The organism is Streptomyces sp. NPDC107522, assembly GCF_055657525.1.
The window spans coordinates 370402-395675 of the sequence record NZ_JBVKAU010000006.1 but is presented as its reverse complement, the minus strand read 5'-3'; the positions used below and the strand labels follow the sequence as shown (position 1 = coordinate 395675).

Sequence of the window (25274 nt, the reverse complement as noted above, 5' to 3'; positions counted from 1 at the left end):
GCAGCAACGCCGGGAGAAACCTTGAGCGTTCCGTACGAGACGGCAGCGTACGAACCACCCGAGTCGCCGGAGTCTCCGGAGGAGCACCTCGCGCGACTCCTCGGCCGCGCCCTGAACTCCTTCGAGCTGCCCGACGAGACGATACGGCGGCTCGACTGCGCGCTGGCTCACGACAGCTCGCTGCACTCCGCGCACCACAGCGCGGGGCTGCACCGCGAGACGTACCGGCACACCTGGCTGCTCGCCGACGGCTCGGCGCTCACCCTGTGGGAGCTCGTCCACAACACCGCGCGGGGCGGGCTGGCGCAGCACGAGGTGTACGTCGACGAGGAGGAGCTGCGCGCCGCGACCTCGCGGCTGCCGCTGCCGCCGGACGCCCCGGACTTCGAACTGCCGGTGACGGTGCAGCTGTCGCCGATCCCCGCGCCCCGGCACGCGTATGCGCCGGACGACTCGCCGGATCACGCGCGCAGGCTGCTGCGCCGGGCGGAGAACGCCGACCGGCCGGGCGCGGAGACGGCCGCGCTGCTGGCTACGGCCTTCGCGCACCAGATCACCCAGGCGTTCGGGCGCCCCTGCCGAGTGGGACGCGCCGGGCTGTGCTTCTCGCTCTACGAGCACGCCTTTCTGCTGCGCGACGGCAGGGAGGTCTCGCTGTGGGAGGTCGAGCACACGGCGACGCCGGACGGACGGCACATGTGCGAGGTGTACGTCGACGAGGACACGGCGCGTGATGCGATGGAGCGGCGGGCGGCGCAGGTGTCGTAGCCCTGTCCCCGCTGTTCGGCGCACGTGTCGTGGCGCCGGCCCCGCTGTTCAGCGGCCGTACAGCTTTCAGCGACCGTCGTTGAGCTGTCGTACGAGTCCCGCGAACGCGTCCCGTTCCGCCGGGGTGAGTTCGACGGCCTCCAGCTCGGGGGCCGCCTGCCGCTGGTGCGGGAGCGCGGAGAGTATCGGGCGCGAGTGCCTCGGCGACTGCTCGGCACGGACGTTGCGCAGGACGCGGGTCAGGCCGATCACCCACAGCACGGCCGCCAGGGCCAGGACGGCCGCGCCCAGCAACTGGAGAAACGAGACGTGCTCAGGCATAAGCCCCAGTAGACACCACGGTCCGGGCCTTTGGGCCCGGACCGTGACGTATCTCGCAGGTGCCGTGAACAACTCACAGCGCCTCAAAGGGACAAGCGGCTCTCTTGGTGCCTTACGCCGCCACCGGCTGCTTCGCCTCCGCGGCCGTGGCCGCCTGGGACTCGGCGGCCGAGCCAGTCTCCGGGGCCGTCTTGCGCATGCCCTTCAGGAGGATGACCAGGCCGGCCGTGACCGCCGTACCGGCCGCGATGGCCAGCAGGTACAGGAACGGCTTGCCGATCAGGAAGGTGACCCAGATGCCGCCGTGCGGGGCGCGCAGGGTCGAGCCGAAGGCCATGGTCAGCGCACCGGTCACCGCGCCGCCCGCCATGGAGGCAGGGATCACGCGCAGCGGGTCGGCCGCGGCGAACGGGATCGCGCCCTCGGTGATGAAGGAGGCGCCCAGCACCCAGGCCGCCTTGCCGTTCTCGCGCTCGGCGGTGGTGAACAGCTTCTTGCGGACCACGGTGGCCAGGGCCATGCCCAGCGGCGGGACCATACCGGCGGCCATGACGGCGGCCATGATCTTCATCGCTGAGTCGCTGGGCGCCTGCACGGCGATACCGCCGGTGGCGAAGGCGTACGCGACCTTGTTGACCGGTCCGCCCAGGTCGAAGCACATCATCAGGCCGAGCAGGATGCCGAGCAGGACGGCGTTGGTGCCGGAGAGGCCACTGAGCCAGTCGGTCATGCCCTTCTGCGCCTCGGCGATGGGTTTGCCGATGACGACGAACATCAGGAAGCCGACGATCATCGAGGAGAACAGCGGGATCACGACCACCGGCATGATGCCGCGCAGCACCGGCGGGATCTTGATCCGCTGGATGGCGAGGACGACCGCACCGGCGATCAGACCGGCGGCCAGACCGCCGAGGAAGCCCGCGTTGATGTCGGCGGCGATCATGCCGCCGACGAAGCCGGGCACGAGACCGGGCCGGTCCGCCATGCCGTAGGCGATGTAGCCGGCGAGGACGGGGATCAGGAAGCCGAAGGCGACGCCGCCGATCTGGAACAGCAGCGCGCCCCAGCTGTCGACCTGGAGCCAGTCGAAGTGCTCGGTGACCGGCTTGGCCTCGTTGATCTGGTAGCCGCCGATCGCGAAGCCGAGGGCGATCAGCAGACCGCCCGCCGCGACGAACGGGACCATGTAACTCACGCCGGACATCAGCCACTTGCGCAGCTTGGTGCCGTAGCCCTCGCCGGGCTCGCCGCCGCGCTCGACCGGGGTGCTGCCGGTCCGGGCCGCCGCCGTGACCTCACCGCGGGCCGCCTTCTCGCGGACCTCGGCGATGAGTTCGGCGGGGCGGTTGATGCCCGCCTTCACACCGACGTCGACGGTGGGCTTTCCGGCGAAGCGGTCCTTCTCCCGTACGGACACGTCGTGGGCGAAGATCACGCCGTCCGCCGCCGCGATGACGGCCGGGTCGAGCCGGGTGAAGCCGGCCGAGCCCTGCGTCTCGACGACGAGTTCGACGCCCGCCTCCCGGCCCGCGTTCTCCAGCGACTCGGCCGCCATGTAGGTGTGCGCGATGCCGGTCGGGCAGGAGGTGACGGCCACGATACGGAACGGGCGCTCGCCGTCGGCGGAAGCCGGGGCGTTCGCGCCCTCGGCGTGCGCGCCCGGCGCCGGGGCCGTGGTGCCCGTGGCGTCGTCGGCGGAGGCCGCCACCGACGACGCCACGGAGTCTGCGGAAGCGGCCGCCTGGGCCGCCTGGGGCTCCTCGCCCCGGATCAGCGCCGCCGCCGACGCCGCGTCGCCCACCGACCGCAGCGCGTCCGTGAACTCGGCGTTCATCAGCTGGCGGGCCAGCGACGACAGGATCGTCAGATGGGCGTCGTCCGCGCCTGCCGGAGCCGCGATCAGGAAGATCAGGTCGGCGGGGCCGTCCGCCGCACCGAAGTCGATGCCGGCGGCGCTGCGCCCGAAGGCGAGCGTCGGCTCGGTGACGTGCTCGCTGCGGCAGTGCGGGATGCCGATGCCGCCGTCGAGACCGGTCGGCATCTGCGCCTCGCGGGCGGCCACGTCGGCGAGGAAGCCCTCCAGGTCGGTCACCCGGCCCAGGGCCACCATGCGCTCGGCGAGGGCGCGCGCCGCCGCTTCCTTGGTGTCGGCGGACAGGTCGAGATCGACCAGGTCCGCGGTGATCATGTCGCTCATCGCGGGCTCCTTCGCACGCGTATCGCCCGGGGAGTCTGGTGGGCGGAAGAGGGGACGGGGGTGCCGTGGGGGGTGGGGTGAGTGCGGTGGGGGGTGGCGTGGGTGCGGTGGGGGGTGGCCTGGGTGGGGGAGGCGAGGTCGGGGAAAGCCCGCCTCCCCCGGGCGGCAGAGCGGCTCAGGAGGCCCTGCCGTCCGTCGGCGGGCGCGAGTAACGCCGAGCTTCGCCGCTTGCGGACCGGATCGGCAAGAAGTGTGACAACCACGACATTCGTCATGACACCGGCTCCTTCAGGACGCGATCCACCGGCACCTCGGCCGTGACCGTCACCGCCGCCGGGTCCAGGTCGCCCGGGGCCGGCATCACGCTGCCGGGAAGCTGTACGGCCGCCGCGCCATGGGCGACGGCCGAGGCGAGGGCCTCCGGGCCGCTGCCGCCGGCGATCAGGAAACCGGCCAGGGAGGAGTCGCCCGCGCCGACATTGCTGCGTACGACGTCGACGCGCGCACTGCCGTACCAGGCGCCCGTGCCGTCCACCAGCAACTGCCCGTCGGCACCCAGGCTCGCGAGCACGGCCCGCGCGCCCATCTCGCGCAGCTCCTCGGCCGCCTTCATCGCGTCGCCCACCGTGGCCAGGGGGCGCCCGACGGCCTCCGCGAGCTCCTCGGCGTTCGGCTTCACCACGTCGGGCCGCGCACGCAGGGCTTCGAGGAGGGCGCGCCCGGAGGTGTCCAGCGCGATCCGCGCGCCCCCCGCGTGCGCCCTGGCGACCACATCGGCGTACCAGGACGGCGCGAGCCCCCGGGGCAGGCTCCCGCAGCAGGCGATCCAGTCGGCGTCGTGCGACTGCTCGCGCACCGTCTCCAGGAGCAGCTCCTGTTCGGCCACGGACAGCTCGGGACCGGGCGCGTTGATCTTCGTCAGCACCCCGTCCGACTCCGCGAGCGCGATGTTCGAGCGGGTGGCTCCGGCGACCCGCACCGCCGTGACCTCGATGCCCTGCGCGTCGAGCAGGTCGGCGACGAGTGCGCCGGGCGCACCCCCCAGGGGCAGGACCGCGATCGTGCGCCGCCCGGCGGCCGCGACGGCACGCGAGACGTTCACGCCCTTGCCGCCCGGGTCCATGCGCTCGCCGGTGGCGCGGATGACCTCGCCCCGGTCGAGGGACGGGACCTCGTAGGTGCGGTCCAGGGACGGGTTGGGGGTGACGGTGAGGATCATGCGCGTACTACTTCCGTGCCGCCGCGCTCGATCGCGGTGGCGTCTTCGGGGCTCAGCCCGCTGTCCGTGATCAGCAGGTCCACATCGCTCAGGTCGCCGAAGCGGGCGAAGTGCTCCTGGCCGTGCTTGGAGGAGTCGGCGAGCAGCACCACGCGGCGGGCAGCTGCCACGGCCGCGCGCTTCACGGCGGCCTCGGCGAGGTCGGGGGTGGTCAGACCGTGCTCGGCGGAGAAGCCGTTGGCCGCGACGAACAGCACGTCGGCGCGGATCTCGCCGTACGCGCGCAGCGCCCAGGCGTCCACGGCGGCGCGCGTACGGTGCCGAACGCGCCCTCCGACCAGGTGGAGCTGGATGCCCGGGTGGTCCGCGAGGCGGGCGGCGATGGGCAGGCTGTGCGTGACGACGGTGAGGGACGCCTCCAGCGGCAGCGCGGCGGCGAGGCGGGCCACCGTCGTACCGGCGTCGAGGATCATCGTGCCCTCGGTGGGCAGCTCGGCGAGGGCCGCCTTCGCGATCCGGTCCTTCTCGTCGGCCGCCGTGCCCTCCCGCTCGGCGAGGTCCGGCTCGAAGTCCAGGCGCCCGACCGGGATCGCACCACCGTGCACCCGGCGCACGAGCCCGGCGCGGTCGAGGGCCTTCAGGTCCCGGCGGATCGTCTCCGCCGTCACCTGGAACTCCTCGGCCAGCGACAGGACGTCCACTCGGCCGCCGTCACGGGCGAGCCGGAGGATCTCCTGCTGCCGCTCCGGTGCGTACATGTCCGTTCGCCTCCGAACTGTGCCCGAACTTGTGGTTTCGCTGGGAGGCTACGCCCGGATTTCTGGAAAGTAAACAGGTTCGGGCGCAGGACGGACACAAACAGGCATCGAGAGAGATGGCTCCACCCACTCGCTCCTGCCTCGCCGAACCCCTGACGCCGTGTCACCGCGTCCGTATCCTGGACCTCGGGACACAGCTTCTCGGGGGGTGTTGTGGACACAGACGACTCGAAGCGCCCCGCCCGTCCGGACCACAGCTGGCAGACCAGGATGGTCGACGCGCTGCTCGACTCGCCGAACACGACCAGCCCGCAGGCGCGGGCGCTGCTGATCGAGCTGATCGGTGACCTGCTCGGGCGCCGGCTCTCCTTACGGGAGCAGTCCACCGCGCACCTGCAGCTGCTCGAGCTCGTCCGCTTCTGCGTCCAGACCAAGGACGGGCTCCCCGCGCTGACCTCCGCCGTGCACCTGATCGAGGGCTCCAGCCGGGCGGCCGAGACGGTCGCCCGGCTCGCCGCCGAGTGGGAAAGCCCCGAGGAGCGGGGCGACGGCGAGCCCGCGGTCCGGGAGACACCGGGAGACCACCGCTCCACCTCGCCTTCCGATCCCGTTCTCCCGCCCCCTGAGGGGAGTGGGGACCGTAAGGACTTCTTCGTCTCGTACACCTCCGCCGACCGTGCATGGGCAGCCTGGATCGCCTGGCAGTTGGAGGAGGCCGGTTACCGCGTGCTGGTCCAGGAGTGGGACTTCGTCCCCGGCAGCAACTGGCAGTTCGTCATGGAGAAGGGGGTGACCGAGTGCGAACGGATCGTCGCCGTGCTGTCCCCGGCTTACCTGCGCTCGGTGTACGGCCGCCAGGAGTCGCTCGCGGCGCAGGGCGAGGACCCGACGGGCGTGGCCCGCAGACTCGTACCGGTCCGGGTCGCGCCCTTCACCCCGCGCGGCCTGCTGGGCGGTGTGGTGTACATCGACCTGGTGGGCCTGCCCCCCGAGGAGGCCCGCACGCGCCTGCTCGACGGCATCGGCGGCGCCCGCAGCGGCCGGTCCAAGCCGCTCGCGCCGCCGCGGTTTCCCGGCTGAGCGGGGCGGCGGTGACGATCAGCGTCGGCATCGTGTCGCGCGGCAGCGGGCAGGCGGGCCCGGGGCAAGGGGTGACCGAGTGCGAACGCGCCTTCGCGGGGCCGTCCCAGGGCCGCGTGCGCCGGCTGCACGGCCGGCGGGACCGGCGGTCCGACAGACGCGCGGACGCCTCCGCCGCACCCTCGCCGTTCCCCGGCCTAATGGGGCCGCGTTGACGATCGAGAACGATGCGACGGCAGCCAGGTCGGCCCTGCGCATACAGGAACGGATCCGTCAGGAGACCGTCTCCGCGCTCCTCGACGTGCGCACGCTGCGGGACCGTCCGGCCCGGGCGCTGCTGGTCGAGCTGGTCGGAGAGGCGGTGGGCCGCCGGGTCGTGCTGCGCGAGCAGGCGACGACACAGCTGCAGTTCGTGGAGCTGTTCCGGTTCTGCGCCGCCGAGGAGGGCGGGCTGACCGGGCTGGCACGGATGCTGTCGGACCTGGAGCAGGACTGCCCCCAGGCCGCTGTCGTGCAACGGCTGGCCGACGAGTGGGCGGCCGTGGCCTCGGTGACGGGTCTGCCCGAGGTCACCGACTCCTGGCAGTTCCTCGCCGCTGCCCTCGGGCCGCTGCAGATGTCGTACGCGACGCGCCTCGCACTGGTCCGGGCGGCCACGGACGACCGGCTGCCCGCACCGCCGCCGCACGCCGAGACCCCCTGGCACGACTTCCTGCACGTGGCCGGGCAGAACGCGGCGCCCGGTGGGCTGCCGCCATGGATGGTCTACCTCGACCGGAGCACCGCGCAGATGGATCCGCGCACCGCGACCGAGGTCATGGCGCGCAACCGCCAGTGGGCCCTCAAGTGCGAGCTGGCCGCGCGGCTGGACCAGGAGCGGGCCAGATCGCGGCCGGCGGCGGTCCCTTCCAGGCGCCACCAGGAATATCTCGCCATCCACATCACCCCCGACCCACTGGAGGACGGGTTCTACACCCTCACGTACGCCTTCATGTCGGACGCGCGCGGCCTGGACTGGGAGCACGGCGACACTCCGGTCAGGGTGCCGGCACAGGGGCTTCAGCCCACGGTGAGCCGGATCATCCGGCAGGTCGAACGGGTCGGCGGGGACAGGTCGGCGCACCTGTGGCTGGAGTTCGTGCTCCCCTTCGAGCTGCTCAATCTGCCGGTGGACTGGTGGCCCCGGGACCCCGGCGAGGTGCCGCACGTACCGCTCGCGGTGGACTACCCCGTCGTCATCCGCAGCCTGGACCGGCTGCAGAACACCGCCTGGCACCGGTTCTGGCGCCACCGCTGGGAGCAGCTCGCCGTCGGCGAGCACGCCTCGGAGTCGGTGTACATGAACGTGGCCCGCAGAAACGGCGACCATCTGCGCGGCCTGGAGGCCCGGTTGGGCGACAACGAGCACTTCGTGGCCCTGGTGCTGAGCGAACCGCCGTTGCCCGGCCGTGAGTGCGGGCAGCGGGAGCTCCAGGCGGCACTGCGCAGCGGGCTGCCCGTGGTGATCTGGCACCGCGCGAACCGGTCCACCCAGGAATTCCGGGACGTCCTGAGCACGCTGCTCGACGAGGGCCTGCAGCGGTTTCCGGCCAAGGTCGCCGCCTACCGCCGCCGGGCGGCCATCGACGGCGAGAACGGCACGCACCCGGGCCGGCATCTGGCGGTCCTGTGGGACGACCCGGACCGCAAACCCGTGCTGCCGGACGTACGGTGAGCGCCGATCGCCGGTCCGGGAGGGGAACAACCACAGAGCGAGCCACCGACCCGAGGGGACGCCGCTGATGCCTGCGAACAGCGAGCCGTGGGGGATCTACCGGGGCACCGGCTGCCCCGGCACCGGCTTGGACGACTGGCCCGATCCGCCTGCCTGGCGCAGCTTCGGTGGCGGCCCGGACCTGCCGGCGCCGCAGGCCGACGACCCGTACGCGTCCGTCCTGCTCGGCGACCCGGCGCACCCGCTGCCGCCGGTGCCGGAGGAAGTGGACCGGGTCAACGCGGCACTGTTCCTGAGCCGCCCGCTGCTCGTCACCGGCGAACCCGGCACCGGCAAGTCGGCCCTTGCGTACCGCATCAGCCGCGAACTCGGCCTCGGCCGCGTCCTGCGCTGGCAGATCACCAGCCTGAGCACGCTCCACGAGGGTCTGTACGCGGGTGCCGCCCGGCTCGGACCGCTCGGCACCGCCTTCCTGCCCCACCGCACACCCCGGGTGCTGCTGATCGACCGGCTGGACCGGGCCGACATCGCCCTGCCCGAGGACCTGTGCACGGTGCTGACGGCCGGCGGTTTCTCCCTGCCCGACACCGCGCCCGGGGGCGAGGCACGGCTGGCGCCGGACGACGATCCGGCGGCCAGGGTGCCGTTGTCCGGCGGGGTGGTGCGCTGCGATGCCTTCCCGGTCTTGGTCATCACGACCGCGGGTGACCGGGATCTGCCGTACGACCTCGTGTCCCGCTGTGTCTCTCTGCGGATGCCGCGGCCGACTCCCGAGTTCCTGCGTGCCGTCGCCGCCGCCCGCTTCCCCGACGGCGACTCGGCCCGGGCGCCCGCACCGGACGTGGTCGACGCCTTCCTGGAACGGGCCGCCGACGCCGAGGGGCCCGTCGTGGAACGGTTCCTCGATGCCCTCCAGCTGGCCGTCGACGGCGTCCTGCCGGCCATCGCCGCGGACGGGCGCAGCTGGCAGGAGGCGGTCGACACGCTGTGGCGGTGGACCGCGGCGGAGGAGCCGTGACGGCGGCCGGTTCCTTTCCCCCGGCCCTCCCCGAGGGCCTCCCGGACGCCCTGCGCCGCCTCGGTGCGGCGCTCGGACCGAGCCGGGCGGCGTGTGGTGCCTGGGACGTGGCGGTGGTGGCCGATGCGGGGCCGACCATGGGCGTCTGGGAGGAGACGGTCCGTGCGTTCGCCGTGGCGCTGCACCGCTGCGGCGCGTTCGGGCGGATCACCGTGCACCGGCTGCCGTACGACGACACCTGTCGGCGGCTGCCGTACGGCGGCGACGCTGCTCCGGCGACGCTGCAGCGCCGGGCAGACCGCCGGCTGACCCTGCTGCTCACCGACGGTGCGGGCCCGCGCTGGCGCACGCATGCCGTGGAGCCGCTGCTGCGTCGCTGGGGGCAGGCCGGGCCGGTCGCGGTGGTCGACCTGCTGCCGCACCCGGTGTGGGCCGGAACGGGGCTGCAGCACTGGCAGGTACTGCTGCGCTCGCCCGCGCCGGCCGTGGCCAACCGCCGGCTGCGGTGGCGCGCACGGGGCCTGGGTCCGGACGTGGGCGGGCTGCCGCCGGGCAGGCGCCCCGATGTGCCGATCCCGGTGCTCGAACTCAGCCCTCGCTGGCTGGACGCCTGGTCCGGCCTGCTGGGCGCGGCGCCGCCGGGGTGGCTGCCGCTCACGGTGATGTTCCCCCGCGCGCGCATGCCCGCCCCGGTCGGTGACCCGGAGCCGCCCGGGGATGCGGCGGCGCAGGTGGCGCGTTTCCGCTCCGCGGTGCCCAGGAACGTGTTCACTCTGGCGACGATGCTCGCCGCGGTCCCGCTCGGCCCGCCGCTGATCGGCGAGGTTCAGGACGCTGTCCTGCCGGACGGTTCGCTCGCCGACTTCGCGCAACTGCTGGTGCACGGCCTGGTCAGGCCCGCCGACAGATCCGCCGCCGCCTTCGGGTTCGCCACCGGGGTGCGCGAGGAGCTGCTCGCCGCCGGGCGGCGTTCCGATCTGGTGCGAGTCGTCGAACTGGTGGGGGATCGGCGGGGATCCGGCGGGGAACACTTGTGGCGACTGCCCCGGTTGCTGCGCGGGGCCGCCGTGCCCACGGTCCCGCCGGTCGACGAGGAGTCCGAGCCGTGGCTCAGCGCGGAGAGCGCCGTGCTGCACGCGCTGTCCGGGCCGTTCCTGAGGTCGGCGAACGAGGTGGACGCAGCACTGGCGGCCCACCGGGAACACGTACGGCACACCGCGCACCGGGGCACCACCGCACCCGCAACACCCAGCCATGCCGTCGTCCGGGCCCCGGACGGCGCCGACCGATCGACGACTCAGACGACTCAGGGGAAGAGGAGGCCGGTGATGCCGCATCAGGCCCCGGCGAGCACGGTGGGCAGTGAACGCGCCAGCAACACACCCACGGTGTGGGGGAACATTCCGCCGAGGAATCCGAACTTCACCGGCCGCGAGGCCCTCCTCGACGAACTTCACCAGCGGCTGCTGCGGGAGCGGGCGACCGCCGTGCTGCCGCACGCGCTGCACGGCATGGGCGGGGTCGGCAAGAGCCTGCTGGCCATCGAGTACCTCTACCGCCGTATGACCGAGTACGACGTGATCTGGTGGATCTCCGCCGAGCGCACCGCGCAGATCTCCCTCTCCCTGGTCGAGCTGGCCCCACGGCTGGGACTGCAGCCCGGCTCCGACGCCGCCTCGACGGTCGCCGCGGTCCTGGAGTCGCTGCGCATCGGAGTGCCCTACGCCAAATGGCTGCTGGTCTTCGACAACGCCGAAAGCCCGGAGGCGGTACGGCCGTTCTTCCCGGTCGGTGGGCCCGGCAACATCCTGGTCACCTCCCGCAACCCCCAATGGGCCTCCCTCGCGCGGCCGTTGGAGGTCGACGTCTTCATGCGGGAGGAGAGCAAACAGCTGCTGCAGGTGCGCGGGCCCGGGATCAGCGACGAGGATGCCGACCGGCTCGCGGAGGCGCTCGGCGACCTGCCGCTGGCCATCGAGCAGGCGGCCGCCTGGCACGCGGAGACCGGCATGCCGGTGGACGAGTACCTGCGCCTGCTCGCGGAGAAGCGCCTCGACCTGCTGCGCGGCACCGCTCCCCTGGGCGACCAGCACCCTGTGATCGCGGCCTGGAACATCTCGCTGGACCAACTGGAGGCCAAGAGCCCGGCCGCGTACCAGCTGTTACAGGTGTGCTCGTTCTGCGCGCCCGAACCGATCGCGCGCAGCATGTTCACCCGCATGCCGCCCGGCTCCATCACCCCCGAGCTGGACGCCGCCCTGGAGGACCCGATCCGGCTCGGCCAGGTCATCCGCGACATCGGCCGCTACTCACTGGCCCGCTTCAACCACCGCACCAACTCGCTGCAGATGCACCGGCTGGTGCAGGCCGCGCTGCAGTTCCGGATGACCGAGGAGGACCGGGCGGTCATGCGGCGCGGCACCCATCTGCTGCTGGCGGCCAGCGACCCCAACGACCCCGACGACGCGGTGCGCTGGGACCGTTACGGCGCCCTGTATCCCCATGTGGTCGTGTCGGAGGCGGTGCTGTCCGACGAGAGGCGGGCGCGCAACCTGGTGGTGAACGAGGTCAGGTGCCTGCTGCGCCGGGGCGACTACGAGTCCGGCCTCGAGTTGGCCCGCACCGCGCACGAGAACTGGCGCAGGCGGCTGGGCGAGGAAGACACGCAGACCCTCGCGGTCGCCCGCTATATGGGGTTCCTGCTGTTCAACATGGGCCGCTACAAAGAGGCGGCCGAGCTCAACACCGAGGTGCTGGAGGCTTATCTACGGTCGGTCGGTCCCGACCACCAGGACACCATCGAAGCGCTCGGCAACGTCGCCATAGACCACCGGGTGCGGGGCGCGTTCGAAGAGGCGCTCCGCCTGGCCGAGTCCGTGCACGAGAAGTACGTACGGCTCATAGGCCCGGACGACCCGGACACGATGCGCGCCGCGCACAACCTCGGTGTGAGCCTGCGTCTGGTCGGCGACTTCGACCGGGCCCGACGGCTGGACGAGCGGACCTACCACGACCGCACCCAGGTCTTCGGCCAGGACCACGTCCTCACCCTGCTCACCTGGCTCGGCCTGGCCATCGACATCCGCGAACTCGGCGATTACTGCACGGCGTTGACTCATCACCGCGAGATCACCCAGCAGGCCACTTCCCTGCTCGGCGACACCAACCCGTTCGCCCTCTCGTGCGTCCGTCACCTCGCCGTCGGGCTCCGCAAAGCCGGCCGGCACCAGGAGGCCGCCATCACGGCGGAGCGGATCCGCTCCGAACTCGTACGCCGATACGGCGACCACAACCCCGAGTCCATGGCCGCCACCCTCGAACTGACCATCCACCTGCGGCACCGGGGCAGCCTGGATGAGGCGTTACAGCTGGGCAGCGACATCTGCCGGCAGTACGAGGCGACGTACGGCAAGCACCATCCGCACGCCCTGTCGGCCGCCGTGAACCTCGCGGTCACCCACCGGCAGCTGGGAAACGCGGCGGGCGCGCGGTACATCAACTCCGTGGCGCTGGAGGGACTCACGGCTGCCGTCGGCGAGAACCACCCGTCCACACTGGTGTGCCGCACGAACCTCGCCAGCGATCTGCACGCGCTCGGCGACGTGTCCGGCGCCCTGGAACTGGACACCGAGACACTGCGCCGCTCCCGTGAGGTCTTCGACGAGGACCATCCCTCGACCCTGGCCTGCGCGGCGAATCTGGCGATGGACATGCGGGCGATGGGCCGCACCGAGGAGGCGGAGTCCCTGCGCGGCGACGTCCGCGAACGCCTTGCCCGCAAGCTGGGCAGCAGCCACCCGGCGGTCGCGCAGGCGGCCGACTGGGACCACCGCGCGGACTGCGACATCGACCCGATGCCACTGTGACCGGGAGCGGCACAACCGTACGACGGTCCCGCCGTGCCGAACGGGCCGGCCGGAGCGGCCCTACCCGGCCAGCCAGCGTGCCAGCGCCACCGGGTCCGGCGGCACGGGCAGGGACCGGCTGACGGCGACCGCGAGTTCGGGGTGGCCGGTCAGGGCCGCTCCGGCGTCCCGCTCACCGCACTCGGCCAGCGCCAGCCCCAGCCCGGCCCAGGCCGCGGGCCGGGCTCCGGGAACGGTGAGCTCTTCGGCGTACAGCTTCACCGCGGTCTGAGCATCGCCCCTCACCAGGGCCAGATCCGCCGAACCGGCTCCGGGCACGCGGCTCGCCGGGTCCGCCTCGTCGCACAGGGCGTCGAACTCGGCAGGGGCGATGAGGCTGAGGCGCGCCAGGAGCGCCAGGGTGTCGAGTCGGCAGGCCCGGGGGTCGGCGCGCAGTTCGGGCTGGGGGCGCGTACCTGCCTCCTTGCGCTGCCCTGCCACCCATGCGTCCGCGAGCGCCTCCGCGTAGGCCGGGCTGGTGCGCAGGTGGTGGGCGCGCCAGGTGGCGTGGTGGTGTACGGCCGCCAGGTGGGCGAGGCGCAGTTCGCGCGCCCCCACCGGCTCCTCGTGCCAGTGCGCGGTCTGCTCTGCGAGCGCTTCGAGCAGCGCGCGCCCCAGTGGAGTGAGCGCGGGATGGTCGTGCAACGCCTCGAGCACGGAGCGCACGGCTCTCGCCCACAGGGCGAACTCAAAGCCGGCGAGCCCCTCCGTACCGCGCGTGCGCCAGTAGTGCGCGACACCCGAGAAGGCATACGCCCCGTGTACCAGCCCTCCCAGTGGCCGAGGATCGTCGCGCCAGGGGGCGTGGAACAGGTCGTCGTGCTCCTCGAACAGCGGCGCCAGAAAGATGAGGCCGTTGAGCAGGGTGTGCCGGAACTCGTGGACGAGGGCCACACCGAGCTGCGCCGGGAGCACCTCGTCCTCGTCCGGCTCGGACAACAGCAGGCACCCGAACGCATCACTGGACGACGCCGCCCGCGCACGCAGTCGCTCGCCGCGAGGCAGTGGGACCACGGACCGCAATCCGGCGGCCAGCGCCCGGGCACTGGCCGGGTGGCCGTCCACCAGCATCGACCACATGCGCCCGAACCAGCGCCGCCAGGAGTCGAACTGCGCGGTGGAGAGTCGTCCGGCCGTCGGCAGCGCCGCCACCGTCAGATACGGCCCCAGGTCGTCGAGCGTGAGGGTGAGGGTCACCCCGGCATGCTCGGTGCGGAGCCTGCGCAGCCCTTCCCAGCCCGGGGCGTCGCCGTCCGTCTCGTCCGGCAGCGTCACTGTCGTACCGCCCGCCGCGAGGCGGACCACGCCCTCCCGCGCCCACACCTCGGCGGTGCCCCAGGGATCACCGCCGACGGTCGCCCGGCCCAGACCCGGCAGGAAGACCCGACCGTCCCGGACGGGCACGTGCGCACGGAAGTCGGCTCCGGCCTCGATGAACACCGCCGCCGCCAGCTGGCCCAGGAATCCCAGCTCCACGCGCAGCGGTGCCTCGCCCTCGGCGGCCGCCGGATCCGGCCTGGTCAGCCTGCGCAACAGCGTCGCCGCCCACACCCCCACCTGCGGGTCGAGCAGCGCCGCACCGAATGCCACTCGATCCACCCGCTCGGCAGCCTCCAGCAGCTGCCAGTCCCGGTGCAGGCCGGCGGTGTCGCTCGGTGCCGCCTCCGCCGCACGGTCCAGGATCATCCGCAGCAACAGGAGCCGACGGCTCGTCTCCGCGTCCAGCAGGAAGGCGACGGCTTCTTCGTCCTCGGTGACGGAGGCCAGCGATCGCAGGACATCGGCGGAGAGGTGATGAAGGGGCATCGGCACGCGCCGCACCTTAAGCTATGGGATACGGTGACGCCATGTCATCGAGGGAACACCGCACCCCCCAGGAACCGGCGTCTGAGGTGGCGCAGTCCTGGCTCCCCACGCTGTCGGGCCTGTCGTTGGGGGAGCTGGCGGCCCTTGATGGAGCGGCGCTTCAGCCGTCCGGTGAGCGGCTGCGACGCCTGGTCGACCGGCCTCTGTCCACGATCGCGGGCAGTGACGGCAGTTAGGACCAAGGCCTTCGCGGCGTAGCAGCGCGGTGCGCCCGCGGTCCGACCGGACAGCGAGCGCACGCTCCACCACTCATCCCGCGAGGACCGGCTCCTTGGCCGCCCCCTCCCCGGCGTCCTCCGAGGCAGGGGCGCCCTCCACGTGCTGGGCCGGACGCTTCGGCAGTGCGAACATCAGCAGGAAGATGACGGTCATCACCGCGGCCACCCAGCCCAGCGCGTTCTGGAAGGCGTCCGCGAAGGCCGGGCCCACCTGGGCCGGGGCGAGGCGGTCGCTCATCGTGCCGAAGAAGACCACCGACACCAGACCGAGGCCGAGCGCGTTCCCCATCTGCTGCACGGTGTTGATGAGGCCCGACGCCGAACCCGCGTGCTCGCGGGGCACCTCGGAGAGGATCGCGTCCGTCAGCGGGGCGACGATCAGGCCCATGCCGACGCCCATGACGACCAGGGGGAGCGCCATCTGCCAGGGGGCGATCGTCAGGCCGTAGTGCTCGGACTCCCACATGTAGAGCAGGACGCCCGCCGCCAGCACCAGCGCGCCCGCCTGGAGCACCTTGCGGCCGAAGCGCGGGACCAGCTTCTGGACGGACATGCCGGCCGCCGTCGAGACGGCGATGGAGAACGGGATCCCGGTCAGGCCGGCCTTCAGCGGGCTCCAGCCCAGGCCGATCTGCATGTACAGCGTCCAGACCAGGAAGAAGATGCCGAGTGCGATGCCGAACACGGTCTGCACGGCGATGCCGGCCGCGAAGCTCTTCACCTTGAACAGGGACAGTTCGACCAGCGGGGAGCCGTCGCGGGCGGTCTTGCGCCGTTCGTAGGCCACCAGCGCCGCGAAGACGACGAGTGCGCCGGCCATCGAGACGTACCCCCACAGCGGCCAGCCCAGCTCGCGCCCGCGGGTGAGCGGGTAGAGCAGCATCAGCAGGCCGACGGTGACGAGGACGACGCCGACCAGGTCCAGCTTCAGCGCCTTCGGCGCCTTGGACTCGGTGATGAAGCGGCTGCCGAGGATCAGGCCCGCGATGCCGACCGGGAGGTTGATGAGGAAGATCGGGCGCCATTCGAGGCCGAAGAGGTTCCACTCCGTCAGCAGTGCGCCCAGCAGCGGGCCGGTGACCGCACCGAGGCCGACGACCGCACCGAACATGCCGAATACCTTGCCGCGTTCGTGGGCCGGGAAGGTGGCGTGCACGATCGACAGGACCTGCGGGACCATCAGCGCCGCCATCGCGCCCTGCAGCAGGCGGGAGGCGACCAGCATCTCCGGGTTCGCGGCGAAGCCGCACAGGGCCGAGGCGACGGTGAAGCCGCCGATGCCGATCAGGAAGAGCCGCTTGCGGCCGTGTATGTCGCCGAGGCGGCCGCCGGTGATCAGGCCTGCGGCGAAGGCGAGGGCGTAGCCGGCGGTGATCCACTGGATCTGGCTGAAGGACGCGCCCGCGTTCTGCTGGATCGACGGGATCGCGATGTTGACGATCGTGACGTCGACGAGGTCCATGAACGCCGCGGTCATCACGATGGCGAGAGCGAACCAGCGGCGTCGGTCGGCCGTGGGAGCCGGAGCGGACGGCGCCCGATCGATGAGGGTCTCGGTGGAGGTCATGGCTCGAAGGTAGACCCGCATTAGGTCAGATCGTGTCCTACTCGTGCGGCATCCTCGGATGCATGACGACGGACACTCCGGCACGGCTCCTGACGCTCCTTTCCCTCCTCCAGACGCCTCGCGAATGGCCCGGTGGCGAGCTCGCGGACCGGCTGGGGGTGTCCCGGCGCACGGTGCGGCGGGACATCGACCGGTTGCGGGAGCTGGGGTATCCCGTGCAGGCGACCAAGGGGGCCGACGGCGGGTACCGGCTCGTCGCGGGCAAGGCGATGCCGCCGCTCGTCCTGGACGACGAGGAGGCCGTGGCGATCGCGGTCGGGCTGCGGGCCGGGGCCGGGCACGCGGTCGAGGGGGTGGAGGAGGCGTCGGTGCGGGCGCTGGCGAAGCTGGAGCAGGTGCTGCCGTCGCGACTGCGGCACCGGGTGTCCACTCTGCAGGCCGCGACGATGCCGCTGACCAGCGGGGACGGGGCGAGCATCGCGCCGGATACGCTGACCGTGATGGCGTCGTGTGTGGCGGGGCATGAGCGGTTGCGGTTCGCCTACCGGGCGGGGGACGGGGCGCAGTCGCGTCGCTCGACCGAGCCGTATCGGTTGGTGTCGACGGGGCGGCGCTGGTACCTCGTCGCGTACGACCTCGACCGGGAGGACTGGCGGACGTTCCGGGTCGACCGGGTGAGCGAGCCGTTCGCCACGGGGGCGCGGTTCGCTCCGCGGGAGTTGCCGTCGGGGAGTGCGGCGGAGTATCTGCGGCAGTCGATGTGGCGGCGGCAGGAGACGTACGAGTTCTCCGTGACGTTCGATGCGCCCGCGGAGTTCGTGGCGGCCCGGTTGCCGGGGTGGGTGGGGGCGCCCGAGCCGATCGACGACCGGCGGTGCCGGCTGCGGGGTACGGCTGGGGACTCCGTGGAGTGGATGGCGGTTCGGCTGGCGATGGTGGACTGCGAGTTCGTGGTGGAGTCGCCGGAGGAACTGGTGCGGTGTGTACGGGAGTTGGGGGCGCGGTTGAGCCGGGCGGGTGCTTCTGCCTCCGGCGGTTGAGGCGGGGGGCTTGCGACGGCCTGTGCGCGCGGCTGGGTGGGGGTGCGCGTTGATGCCTGCGGCGCCTGTGCGGGTTCGGTGGGGGTGCGCGTAGCGCCTGCGGTCGGTTTGTGGGTCGGGGCCGTGCCGGGGGGTGTCCGTCCTCGGACCGGCGGCCGGGGTCGGGCAGGGAGGTGCCGTTTCTTGACGCCGGCCACTGCGGGCGGACACCCCCCGACACGTCCCCTTCCCGCCGTACGCGACCGCGGGTGCGTGGGGGTACGCGCCCTCGCCGCATGGCCGCAGCAGCGTGCCTGGCCGCGGGCCCGCGCGGGGTACGCGCCAGCGCCACGTGACCGCAGCAGCGTGCCCAGCTGCGGGCAGTCGTGCCGCTGGGGCGGCTCCCGACCCACAGAGGCGGCACCCCGCCGGCGCGGGCGAGCGCACCCACCGCCGCCCAGCCTCCACGCCGTGCAACCTCTCAAGCGGGCGGCACCACGATGTCGCCCCACGGGAAGTCCCTCAGCGCCTCCAGATTGCGCACCGCCAGTGCCGCCGGACCCTGCGGCCCGTCGGCCGCCCCCTCCCCCGCCGCCCAGGTCTCGACGGCCACGCGTACGGCCGCGGCGGCCACGGCGGCGGCGAAGCGGAGGTCTGGAGACTCCGCCGGGGCGGCTTCGGCAACGTTGTCGGAGCCGGCTCCGGGGTGGGCGTTCCTGCCCGCCAACACCTCCGCCAGCCTCGCCTCCCCCTCATGGCAGACCTCCGCCCACACCTTCCGCAGTGCGGGGCTCGTCGTGGCCAGGCGGACCAAGGTGCGGACCCACTCCCAGGAGGCCGGGGACACGCCCGCGCCCGGTGTCAGGGTGTGCCGGACGGCGTGTTCGAGAGCCTCGGGTACGGACAGCTCGGCGGGGGCGTTTCGGACCGCTTCCGTCCAGCGGTCGGCGCCCGCCGTGTAGAGCGGGGCCACCGCCTCCTCCTTGGTGGCGAAGTAGCGGTAGAAGGTGCGCGGCGCCACTCCGGCGGCCTGGGCGATGTCCTCGGCTCGGGTGGCCCGCAGACCCTGCTGCACGAAGAGGCCGGCCGCGGCGCGGGCGATCTCCATGCGGGTCGCCGCCTTGCGTCGCTCCGTCAGTGAGGGGGACGGAGCGGAGGAGGGCTGTGCGGGGGTGGGGCTGCTCACGCTCGGCAGGGTATGCCCATGTGGCACAATCTGCCATCCGGGTGGGCCACCCCGTGGTTCAGGTACGGGGTGACCCACCCGCCCAGCTTGCCGGGGTTCCGGAGCCAATTCCGGCGGGTGGCGCCGAAGTCCATGGCCGGCGTGGCCCCGGGAGACCGTGAGCCTCTCCCGACCTCAGCTCCCCATCACCCTGTCCGGGCCAGGGCCAGGGGCGCCCGGTCTCCCCGGAAGCCAAAGGAGCCGGGCCCCGGCACCCAGGGGGGATAGGCGCCGAAGCCCGGCTCAGGGAGAGTCCCGGCGCCGGGGGGAGTGCGTCGGGACTTGGTCTGCTGGTGGTGGGTCAGGTCTGTGGTGGTGCGTCCGCGGTGGATCCCGTCGGGGCTCGGGGTCGGGCACGAGGCCGGAGACCGTAGCCCGCAACGCCGGGGACCTCAGGGTTCGAACTCCCTTGCCCTGAGGTCTTGTTCCCGGGGGCCAGTCGGTTGAAGCGGCGTTACATCGCCATGTTTGCGCGGTCTTTCGCCACCCGGCGTACGCGCCCGCCACCGGTCGCACGCCCCCGGACGGCATCCCGGCACGGCACTCGACCATGCTCCACCGGCCCGCACCGCCCACGGCGCTGCCGCCGGAGGCGTTACGCCGCCGCGTCGAAGCCGGTGCTGCGCGCCAGCTTCTTCAGCTCCAGCAGGGCGTGCTTCTCGATCTGCCGGATGCGCTCGCGGGTCAGCCCGTGCTCCTTGCCGACCTCGGTCAGGGTGCGCTCGCGGCCGTCCTCGATGCCGTACCGCATCTTGATGATGGACGCCGTGCGCTGGTCGAGGCGGCCGATCAGGTCGTCCAGTTCCTCGCTGCGGAGGAGGGTCAGGACGGACTGTTCGGGAGAGACCGCGGACGTGTCCTCCAGCAGGTCGCCGAACTGGGTCTCGCCCTCGTCGTCCACCGACATGTTGAGGGAGACCGGGTCGCGGGCCCAGTCGAGGACGTCCGAGACGCGCTCCGGGGTCGAGCCGAGCTCCGCGGCGATCTCCGCGGGCTCCGGGTCCCGGCCGTTCTCCCGGTTGAACTCGCGCTGGACGCGGCGGATGCGGCCCAGCTCCTCGACCAGGTGGACGGGGAGGCGGATCGTGCGGGACTGGTCCGCTATCGAGCGGGTGATGGCCTGACGGATCCACCACGTCGCGTACGTCGAGAACTTGAAGCCCTTGCGGTAGTCGAACTTCTCCACCGCGCGCACCAGACCGGCGTTGCCCTCCTGGATCAGGTCGAGCAGGGGCAGGCCGCTGCGCGGGTAGCGGCGGGCCACCGCCACGACCAGGCGGAGGTTGGAGCGGATGAAGATGTCCTTGGCCCGCTCTCCCTCGGCCACCAGGGCCTCGAGTTCTTCACGGGTGGCGTCCGCCTTGGACTCCTCGTATCCGTCGAGGACCTGCCTTGCGAACACACCCGCTTCGATGATCTGCGACAGCTCGACCTCTTTGGCGGCGTCGAGCAGCGGCGTACGCGCGATCTCGTCGAGGTACATGCCGACCAGGTCGCGGTCCGCGATCTCGCCGCCATGGGCGCGAACACTGCTTGCCGCGTCGACGGCCTCGCCGGTGGCGGACTGACGACGGGCGACGGCACGGGTTGCCATGCGTGCTCCCTTGCGATGTGGGCTGGCGGGTGGTCCGTGAACGCTTGGGACTCTTCTCGAGTGCCCGGCATTCGATGGAAACAACGACTGGAATCAGGACAGAATTCCCAACCCGCCCCCCTATTTTTCTGATCTTGCAGTACCCTGTCCGGCCACACGAGGAGGCCCGATGCCGTCGGAACGTACAGAGGTGCAGGTCAGGCCAGGAGTCGAAAGCGACCTCGAAGCCCTCACCGACATCTACAACCACTACGTACGTGAGACGCCCATCACATTCGATACCGCGGTCTTCACACCGGAAGAGCGCCGCCCTTGGCTGCTCTCCCACCCTGAAGACGGGCCGCATCGGCTGATGGTTGCCGGGGCGGCGGACTCCTCAGGGAACTCTCAGGAAATCCTGGGGTACGCCACATCCAGCGCCTTTCGGCCGAAGCCGGCGTACGAGACCTCCGTGGAGGTCTCGATCTACCTCGCCCCGCGCGTGGGCGGCCGCGGCGTCGGCACACTCCTCTACAAGGCTCTGTTCGAGGCTCTCGCCGACGAGGATCTGCACCGGGCCTACGCCGGGATCGCGCTGCCCAACGAGGCGTCCGTGCGGCTGCACGAGCGGTTCGGGTTCCGCCACGTCGGGACCTACCGCGAGGTGGGGCGCAAGTTCGGCCGATATTGGGACGTCGCCTGGTACGAAAAGGACCTGTAGGTCAGCCGAACTGCACCGACCGCTTCGCCAGCCCCATCCAGAACCCGTCGATCACGGACTTCTGGCCGTCCAGCTCGCCCGTCGCGTCCGCCGCACCCATCGTCACGAACAGCGGGGCGAAGTGCTCGGTGCGCGGGTGCGCGTAGCGGCCGGCCGGGGCCTTGTGGAGGAAGTCCAGCAGCCCGTCCCAGTCACGGTTCTCCAGGGCCCGGCGGCCCCAGTCGTCGAACTCCACGGACCAGGCGGGGATGCCGCCCTGGCGCAGGGCGGCCAGGTTGTGGGTGAAGAAGCCGGAGCCGACGATCAGGACGCCCTCGTCACGCAGGGGAGCCAGCTTGCGGCCGATCTCCATCAGCTTCAGCGGGTCCAGGGTCGGCATGGAGATCTGCAGGACAGGGATGTCGGCCTCGGGGTACATCTCGACGAGCGGGACGTAGGCGCCGTGGTCGAGGCCGCGGTCCGGGAAGTCCTGCACGGGTGCGCCGGGGGCGCGCAGCAGCTTCCGTACGGATTCTGCGAGTCGGGGAGCACCGGGCGCGCCGTACCTCACCTGGTAGTAGTGCTCGGGGAATCCCCAGAAGTCGTAGACGAGAGGAACGGTCTCGGTGGCACCGATGGCGAGCGGGGCCTCCTCCCAGTGGGCGGAGACCATGAGGATCGCCTTGGGGCGCGGCAGGCCGGCCGACCAGGCGGCGAGCTCACCGGGCCATACGGGATCGTCCGCGAGCGGCGGGGCGCCGTGGCTGAGATAGAGAGCGGGCATGCGCTCCTGCGTGGCGGCGGACATGGTGGTGACTCCCTCCGAGGGACCGAGGCCCTACTCGCTTCACTGGAACTACTTGCTTCAAATCTAAAACTTCTCTTGTCACGACCGTACGCCCAGGTAGTTAAAACTTCAAGGAGAGCTCTCGTACAGTGGAGTACATGAACACGGCATCGACCTCCGCGCCCCCGGCGTCCGACCCCGCCTCCGGGGAGGAACCACGCTGGCTCACCGACGAGGAGCAGCGCGTCTGGCGCTCCTACATCGACGCGACCACGCTGCTCGAGGACTACCTGGACCGCCAGCTCCAGCGGGACGCGGGCATGCCGCACGTCTACTACGGCCTGCTCGTCAAGCTCGCCGAGTCTCCGCGCCGCCGGCTGCGGATGACCGAGCTGGCGATGTACGCGAAGATCACCCGCTCCCGGCTCTCGCACGCCGTCGCCCGGCTGGAGAAGAACGGCTGGGTCCGGCGCGAGGACTGCCCCGACGACAAGCGGGGCCAGTTCGCCGTGCTGACCGACCAGGGCCTCCAGGTGCTGAAGCAGACGGCCCCGGGCCATGTGGAGGCCGTACGCCAGGCCATGTTCGACCGGCTCTCCCCCGAACAGCAAAGGGCCCTCGGCGAGATCATGCAGATCGTCGCCGAGGGCCTGCAGCCCAGCGAAGCGGGTGCGGACCTGCCCTGGCTCCGCTGAACCGCTCGTTCAGGAAGCCGGGGCAGGTCCTTCGAGGCCGTACGTACGGAGCGTCCCCATCCCCGTACGTACGCCTGGTCCCAAGGGGTACGGCCGTACGGTCGTCGTCGGCTGTCAGTGCGCGACGACCGGCACCGCCACCTCGTCCTCGACGTCCTCCTCCGAGGACGCCACCGTCGTACCGCCCGGACGGCCGGCGTTGACGAAGGTCACGACGATCACCGCGGCGAGCACCAGCATGCCGACGGCGAACCAGATCGCGTTGGTGTAGCCGTGCACCTGGCCCTGCAGCGCCACCAGCTGCTGCTGCGACCTGGAGGTCGCGGAGCCGATGTGGTCGGCGATGTAGGAGGTGGTGGCCGAGGCGGCGATCGTGTTCAGCAGGGCCGTGCCGATCGCGCCGCCCACCTGCTGCGAGGTGTTGACCATCGCGGAGGCGACACCGGCGTCCCGGGGCTCGACGCCCAGGGTGGCCAGGGACATGGCCGGCATGAACGCCGTACCCATGCCGAGACCGAGCAGCAGCATCGACGGCAGGATGGTCGAGGTGTACGACGAGCCGATCTCCAGCTGCGTCATCAGCAGCATGCCGATCGCGGCGACCAGGAAGCCGGGGCCCATCAGCAGGCGGGCCGGCAGACGGGTCATCAGGCGGGTGCCGATCTGGGTCGAGCCGACCATCATGCCGACGATCATCGGCATGAAGGCGAAGCCGGTCTTGATCGGCGAGTAGCCCTTCACGATCTGCAGGTAGTAGGTCAGGAACAGGAAGGTGCCGAACATCGCGATGATCGCGATGCCGAGGGAGAGGTAGACGCCGCCGCGGTTGCGGTCGGTGACCACGCGCAGCGGCAGCAGCGGGGCCTTGACCTTGGCCTCGGTGACGACGAAGGCGAGCAGCAGGACCGCGGAGGCGACGAACATGCCCACGGTCACGGAGTCGCCCCAGCCGTCGGACTCGGCGCGGGTGAAGCCGTAGACCAGCGCGACCAGGCCCAGGGTGGACAGCAGGACGCCGGGGATGTCGAGCGGGTTGCGGTTACGGCCGCCCTCCGGCTCACGGATGACGAAGTACGCGCCGAGCGCGGCGACGATCGCGAACGGGATGTTGACGAAGAACGTCCAGCGCCAGTCCATGTACTCGGTCAGCACACCACCGAGGATGAAGCCGACGGCACCGCCACCACCGGCGATGGCGCCGTAGATACCGAACGCCTTGGCACGTTCCTTGGCGTCGGTGAACATCACGGCGAGCAGCGAGAGCGCGGCGGGCGCGAGCAGCGCGCCGAAGACACCCTGCAGGGCGCGGGCACCGAACATCATCGCCTCGTTGGTGGCCGCACCGCCGAGCGCGGAGGCACCGGCGAAGCCGATCAGGCCGACCACGAAGGCGCGCTTGCGGCCCCACAGGTCGGCTATCCGGCCGCCGAACAGCAGCAGACCGCCGAAGGCGAGGGCGTAGGCCGTGACGACCCACTGGCGGTTGCCGTCCGAGATGCCCAGGTCCTGCTGGGCGGAGGGCAGGGCGATGTTCACGATGGTCGCGTCGAGGACGACCATCAGCTGGGCGAGCGCGATGAAGACGAGCGCTTTCCAGCGGTTGGCGTCACCGGATGTCGCCGGTGTGCCGGGAGCCTTTGCGGCTGTTTCAGACATGGGGGTACCCACTTCGGGACTTCGTGACGGAAAAAGTGAAAGAAAAGGGGACGGCTCGTCGGCTGTGACGGCCGGTGAGAATCGTCGAGGTGATGACTGCTGTTGTGCTCTGAACTAATCGGTCTGAACTAATCGGTCTGTACTGATCGGGCGGTACTGATCGGTCCGTACTGATCGGTCAGGCCTGGCGCAGGTCCTCCATGGTCAGTGCCGTGCCCGGCAGGACCGAACGGGCCGGGGCCCGCAGTCCGTCCAGGAACAGCTGCAGATGGCGGTGGACGAAGCGGTCGGCGATCTGGCACCCGGTCCCGGCCGGGGGCCGGCTGAGCTGGGCCGCGGCGAGCATGAGGTCACCGACGTCCACGTCGGAGCGGAGCTGGCCGGCCGCCTTGGCGCGGTCCATGATCTCCGCGACCAGCTGCTCCACCCGCTCGCGTGCGGCTTCCAGATCCGGGTGGTGCTTGTCGAAGGTGCTCTGGACCATCGGGCACAGCGCGCTGATCCGCTCGTCGGCGGCGGTGTGCACGAAGCGCTCCAGGGCCTCGAAGGCATCCCCGGTCTCCGTGAGCGCGCGCTCCGCCGCCGCGGCCGTGCGCTCCATGACGGAGCAGACGACCTCGCGGACCAGCGCGTCGCGGTCGGGGAAGTTGCGGTACACCGTGGCGTTGCCGACGCCGGCCCGGCGGGCGATGTCGTCCAGCGGCACGTCGGGGCCGAGTTCGACGAACATCTCCCGGGCGGCGGTGACGATCCGCTCCCGGTTGCGCAGGGCGTCGGCGCGCGGCCGGCTCGCCTTGCGCGCTACGGGGGTCGCGGTCTGCACGGCGTACTCCTGAGTTCCAGTGGGAGGCGATCCGGGGAAGCTGTCCCCGTTTCGCTCGGACACATGGCTAAACGGGGAAGGGATCCCCGGTTATTTCCCGCCTCCCGAAAAGTTTCATGTGACCTGAATCACAAGTCTCTGTTCGCAAGAACCCACGTTCGGTCT

At 71.7% G+C, this 25274-nt stretch carries 20 protein-coding genes; 9 read left to right on the top strand and 11 right to left on the bottom strand.

All coding sequences use genetic code 11. The annotated features are described in order from the left end of the window. The first annotated feature begins 21 nt into the window (after positions 1–21). Positions 22–768, top strand: a complete 747-nt coding sequence (locus ACZ7L6_RS22105) for a DUF6227 family protein (protein ID WP_471926401.1) — start codon at positions 22–24, stop codon at positions 766–768. Positions 769–834: 66 nt separating this feature from the next. Here the strand turns inward: ACZ7L6_RS22105 and ACZ7L6_RS22100 are convergent, their stop codons facing one another. The 4 genes from ACZ7L6_RS22100 to ACZ7L6_RS22085 all read right to left on the bottom strand — a co-directional run bounded on the left by ACZ7L6_RS22100 (position 835) and on the right by ACZ7L6_RS22085 (position 5263). Further along, positions 835–1089: a hypothetical protein gene (locus ACZ7L6_RS22100; RefSeq protein WP_471926399.1), complete on the bottom strand. Its 255-nt coding sequence runs from the start codon at positions 1087–1089 to the stop codon at positions 835–837. Between the two features lie 112 nt (positions 1090–1201). Beyond that, positions 1202–3286: a PTS fructose transporter subunit IIABC gene (locus tag ACZ7L6_RS22095; protein ID WP_471926397.1), complete on the bottom strand. Its 2085-nt coding sequence runs from the start codon at positions 3284–3286 to the stop codon at positions 1202–1204. Positions 3287–3557: 271 nt separating this feature from the next. Continuing rightward, positions 3558–4505: a 1-phosphofructokinase gene (gene pfkB / locus ACZ7L6_RS22090; RefSeq protein ID WP_471926395.1), complete on the bottom strand. Its 948-nt coding sequence runs from the start codon at positions 4503–4505 to the stop codon at positions 3558–3560. Further along, positions 4502–5263, bottom strand: a complete 762-nt coding sequence (locus ACZ7L6_RS22085) for a DeoR/GlpR family DNA-binding transcription regulator (RefSeq protein ID WP_471926393.1) — start codon at positions 5261–5263, stop codon at positions 4502–4504. The genes pfkB and ACZ7L6_RS22085 overlap by 4 nt, the downstream gene beginning before the upstream one ends. A gap of 213 nt (positions 5264–5476) precedes the next feature. Between ACZ7L6_RS22085 and ACZ7L6_RS22080 the strand changes: the two genes are divergently transcribed. From ACZ7L6_RS22080 to fxsT, 4 genes are all read left to right on the top strand, one after another. Continuing rightward, a complete protein-coding gene (locus tag ACZ7L6_RS22080; RefSeq protein WP_471926391.1) occupies positions 5477–6343 on the top strand; it encodes a TIR domain-containing protein in 867 nt (288 codons plus the stop codon). A 211-nt stretch (positions 6344–6554) separates the two neighbouring features. Further along, positions 6555–8057 carry a VMAP-C domain-containing protein gene (locus tag ACZ7L6_RS22075; protein ID WP_471926389.1) on the top strand — a complete coding sequence of 501 codons (1503 nt, stop codon included), beginning with the start codon at positions 6555–6557 and terminating at the stop codon, positions 8055–8057. Positions 8058–8124: 67 nt separating this feature from the next. Next, positions 8125–9075 carry an AAA family ATPase gene (locus ACZ7L6_RS22070; RefSeq protein ID WP_471926387.1) on the top strand — a complete coding sequence of 317 codons (951 nt, stop codon included), beginning with the start codon at positions 8125–8127 and terminating at the stop codon, positions 9073–9075. After that, positions 9051–12941 (top strand): FxSxx-COOH system tetratricopeptide repeat protein, encoded by a 3891-nt coding sequence (gene fxsT / locus ACZ7L6_RS22065; protein WP_471926385.1) that lies wholly within the window; start codon positions 9051–9053, stop codon positions 12939–12941. Before ACZ7L6_RS22070 ends, fxsT begins: the two co-directional genes overlap by 25 nt. Positions 12942–13001: 60 nt before the next feature. Here fxsT and ACZ7L6_RS22060 read toward each other — a convergent pair whose 3' ends face one another. Next, a complete protein-coding gene (locus ACZ7L6_RS22060) occupies positions 13002–14786 on the bottom strand; it encodes an aKG-HExxH-type peptide beta-hydroxylase (protein WP_471926813.1) in 1785 nt (594 codons plus the stop codon). A gap of 41 nt (positions 14787–14827) precedes the next feature. Between ACZ7L6_RS22060 and ACZ7L6_RS22055 the strand changes: the two genes are divergently transcribed. Beyond that, positions 14828–15022 (top strand): hypothetical protein, encoded by a 195-nt coding sequence (locus ACZ7L6_RS22055; RefSeq protein ID WP_471926383.1) that lies wholly within the window; start codon positions 14828–14830, stop codon positions 15020–15022. A 73-nt stretch (positions 15023–15095) separates the two neighbouring features. Here the strand turns inward: ACZ7L6_RS22055 and ACZ7L6_RS22050 are convergent, their stop codons facing one another. Beyond that, entirely contained in the window at positions 15096–16631 is a 1536-nt protein-coding gene (locus tag ACZ7L6_RS22050; RefSeq protein WP_471926381.1) for an MFS transporter, read from the bottom strand. A gap of 62 nt (positions 16632–16693) precedes the next feature. Between ACZ7L6_RS22050 and ACZ7L6_RS22045 the strand changes: the two genes are divergently transcribed. Then, positions 16694–17671 carry a helix-turn-helix transcriptional regulator gene (locus tag ACZ7L6_RS22045; protein WP_471926379.1) on the top strand — a complete coding sequence of 326 codons (978 nt, stop codon included), beginning with the start codon at positions 16694–16696 and terminating at the stop codon, positions 17669–17671. Positions 17672–18131: 460 nt separating this feature from the next. Here ACZ7L6_RS22045 and ACZ7L6_RS22040 read toward each other — a convergent pair whose 3' ends face one another. Then, the gene (locus ACZ7L6_RS22040; protein ID WP_471926377.1) at positions 18132–18836 is read right to left on the bottom strand and encodes a TetR/AcrR family transcriptional regulator; all 705 of its coding nucleotides are present in this window, start codon (positions 18834–18836) and stop codon (positions 18132–18134) included. A 634-nt stretch (positions 18837–19470) separates the two neighbouring features. Then, entirely contained in the window at positions 19471–20469 is a 999-nt protein-coding gene (locus tag ACZ7L6_RS22035; RefSeq protein WP_398819411.1) for an RNA polymerase sigma factor RpoD/SigA, read from the bottom strand. 169 nt (positions 20470–20638) lie between these two features. Between ACZ7L6_RS22035 and ACZ7L6_RS22030 the strand changes: the two genes are divergently transcribed. Further along, positions 20639–21169 carry a GNAT family N-acetyltransferase gene (locus tag ACZ7L6_RS22030; RefSeq protein WP_471926375.1) on the top strand — a complete coding sequence of 177 codons (531 nt, stop codon included), beginning with the start codon at positions 20639–20641 and terminating at the stop codon, positions 21167–21169. Between the two features lies 1 nt (position 21170). Here ACZ7L6_RS22030 and ACZ7L6_RS22025 read toward each other — a convergent pair whose 3' ends face one another. Then, entirely contained in the window at positions 21171–21956 is a 786-nt protein-coding gene (locus ACZ7L6_RS22025; RefSeq protein ID WP_471926373.1) for a dioxygenase family protein, read from the bottom strand. Positions 21957–22093: 137 nt separating this feature from the next. Here ACZ7L6_RS22025 and ACZ7L6_RS22020 point away from each other — a divergent pair, with 137 nt between their 5' ends. Further along, positions 22094–22630, top strand: a complete 537-nt coding sequence (locus tag ACZ7L6_RS22020; RefSeq protein ID WP_471926371.1) for a MarR family winged helix-turn-helix transcriptional regulator — start codon at positions 22094–22096, stop codon at positions 22628–22630. Positions 22631–22744: 114 nt separating this feature from the next. Here ACZ7L6_RS22020 and ACZ7L6_RS22015 read toward each other — a convergent pair whose 3' ends face one another. Continuing rightward, positions 22745–24286: an MFS transporter gene (locus ACZ7L6_RS22015; protein ID WP_471926369.1), complete on the bottom strand. Its 1542-nt coding sequence runs from the start codon at positions 24284–24286 to the stop codon at positions 22745–22747. Positions 24287–24464: 178 nt separating this feature from the next. After that, on the bottom strand, positions 24465–25109 hold the full coding sequence (locus tag ACZ7L6_RS22010) for a TetR/AcrR family transcriptional regulator (RefSeq protein WP_471926367.1): 645 nt from the start codon (positions 25107–25109) through the stop codon (positions 24465–24467). Positions 25110–25274 lie beyond the last annotated feature (165 nt).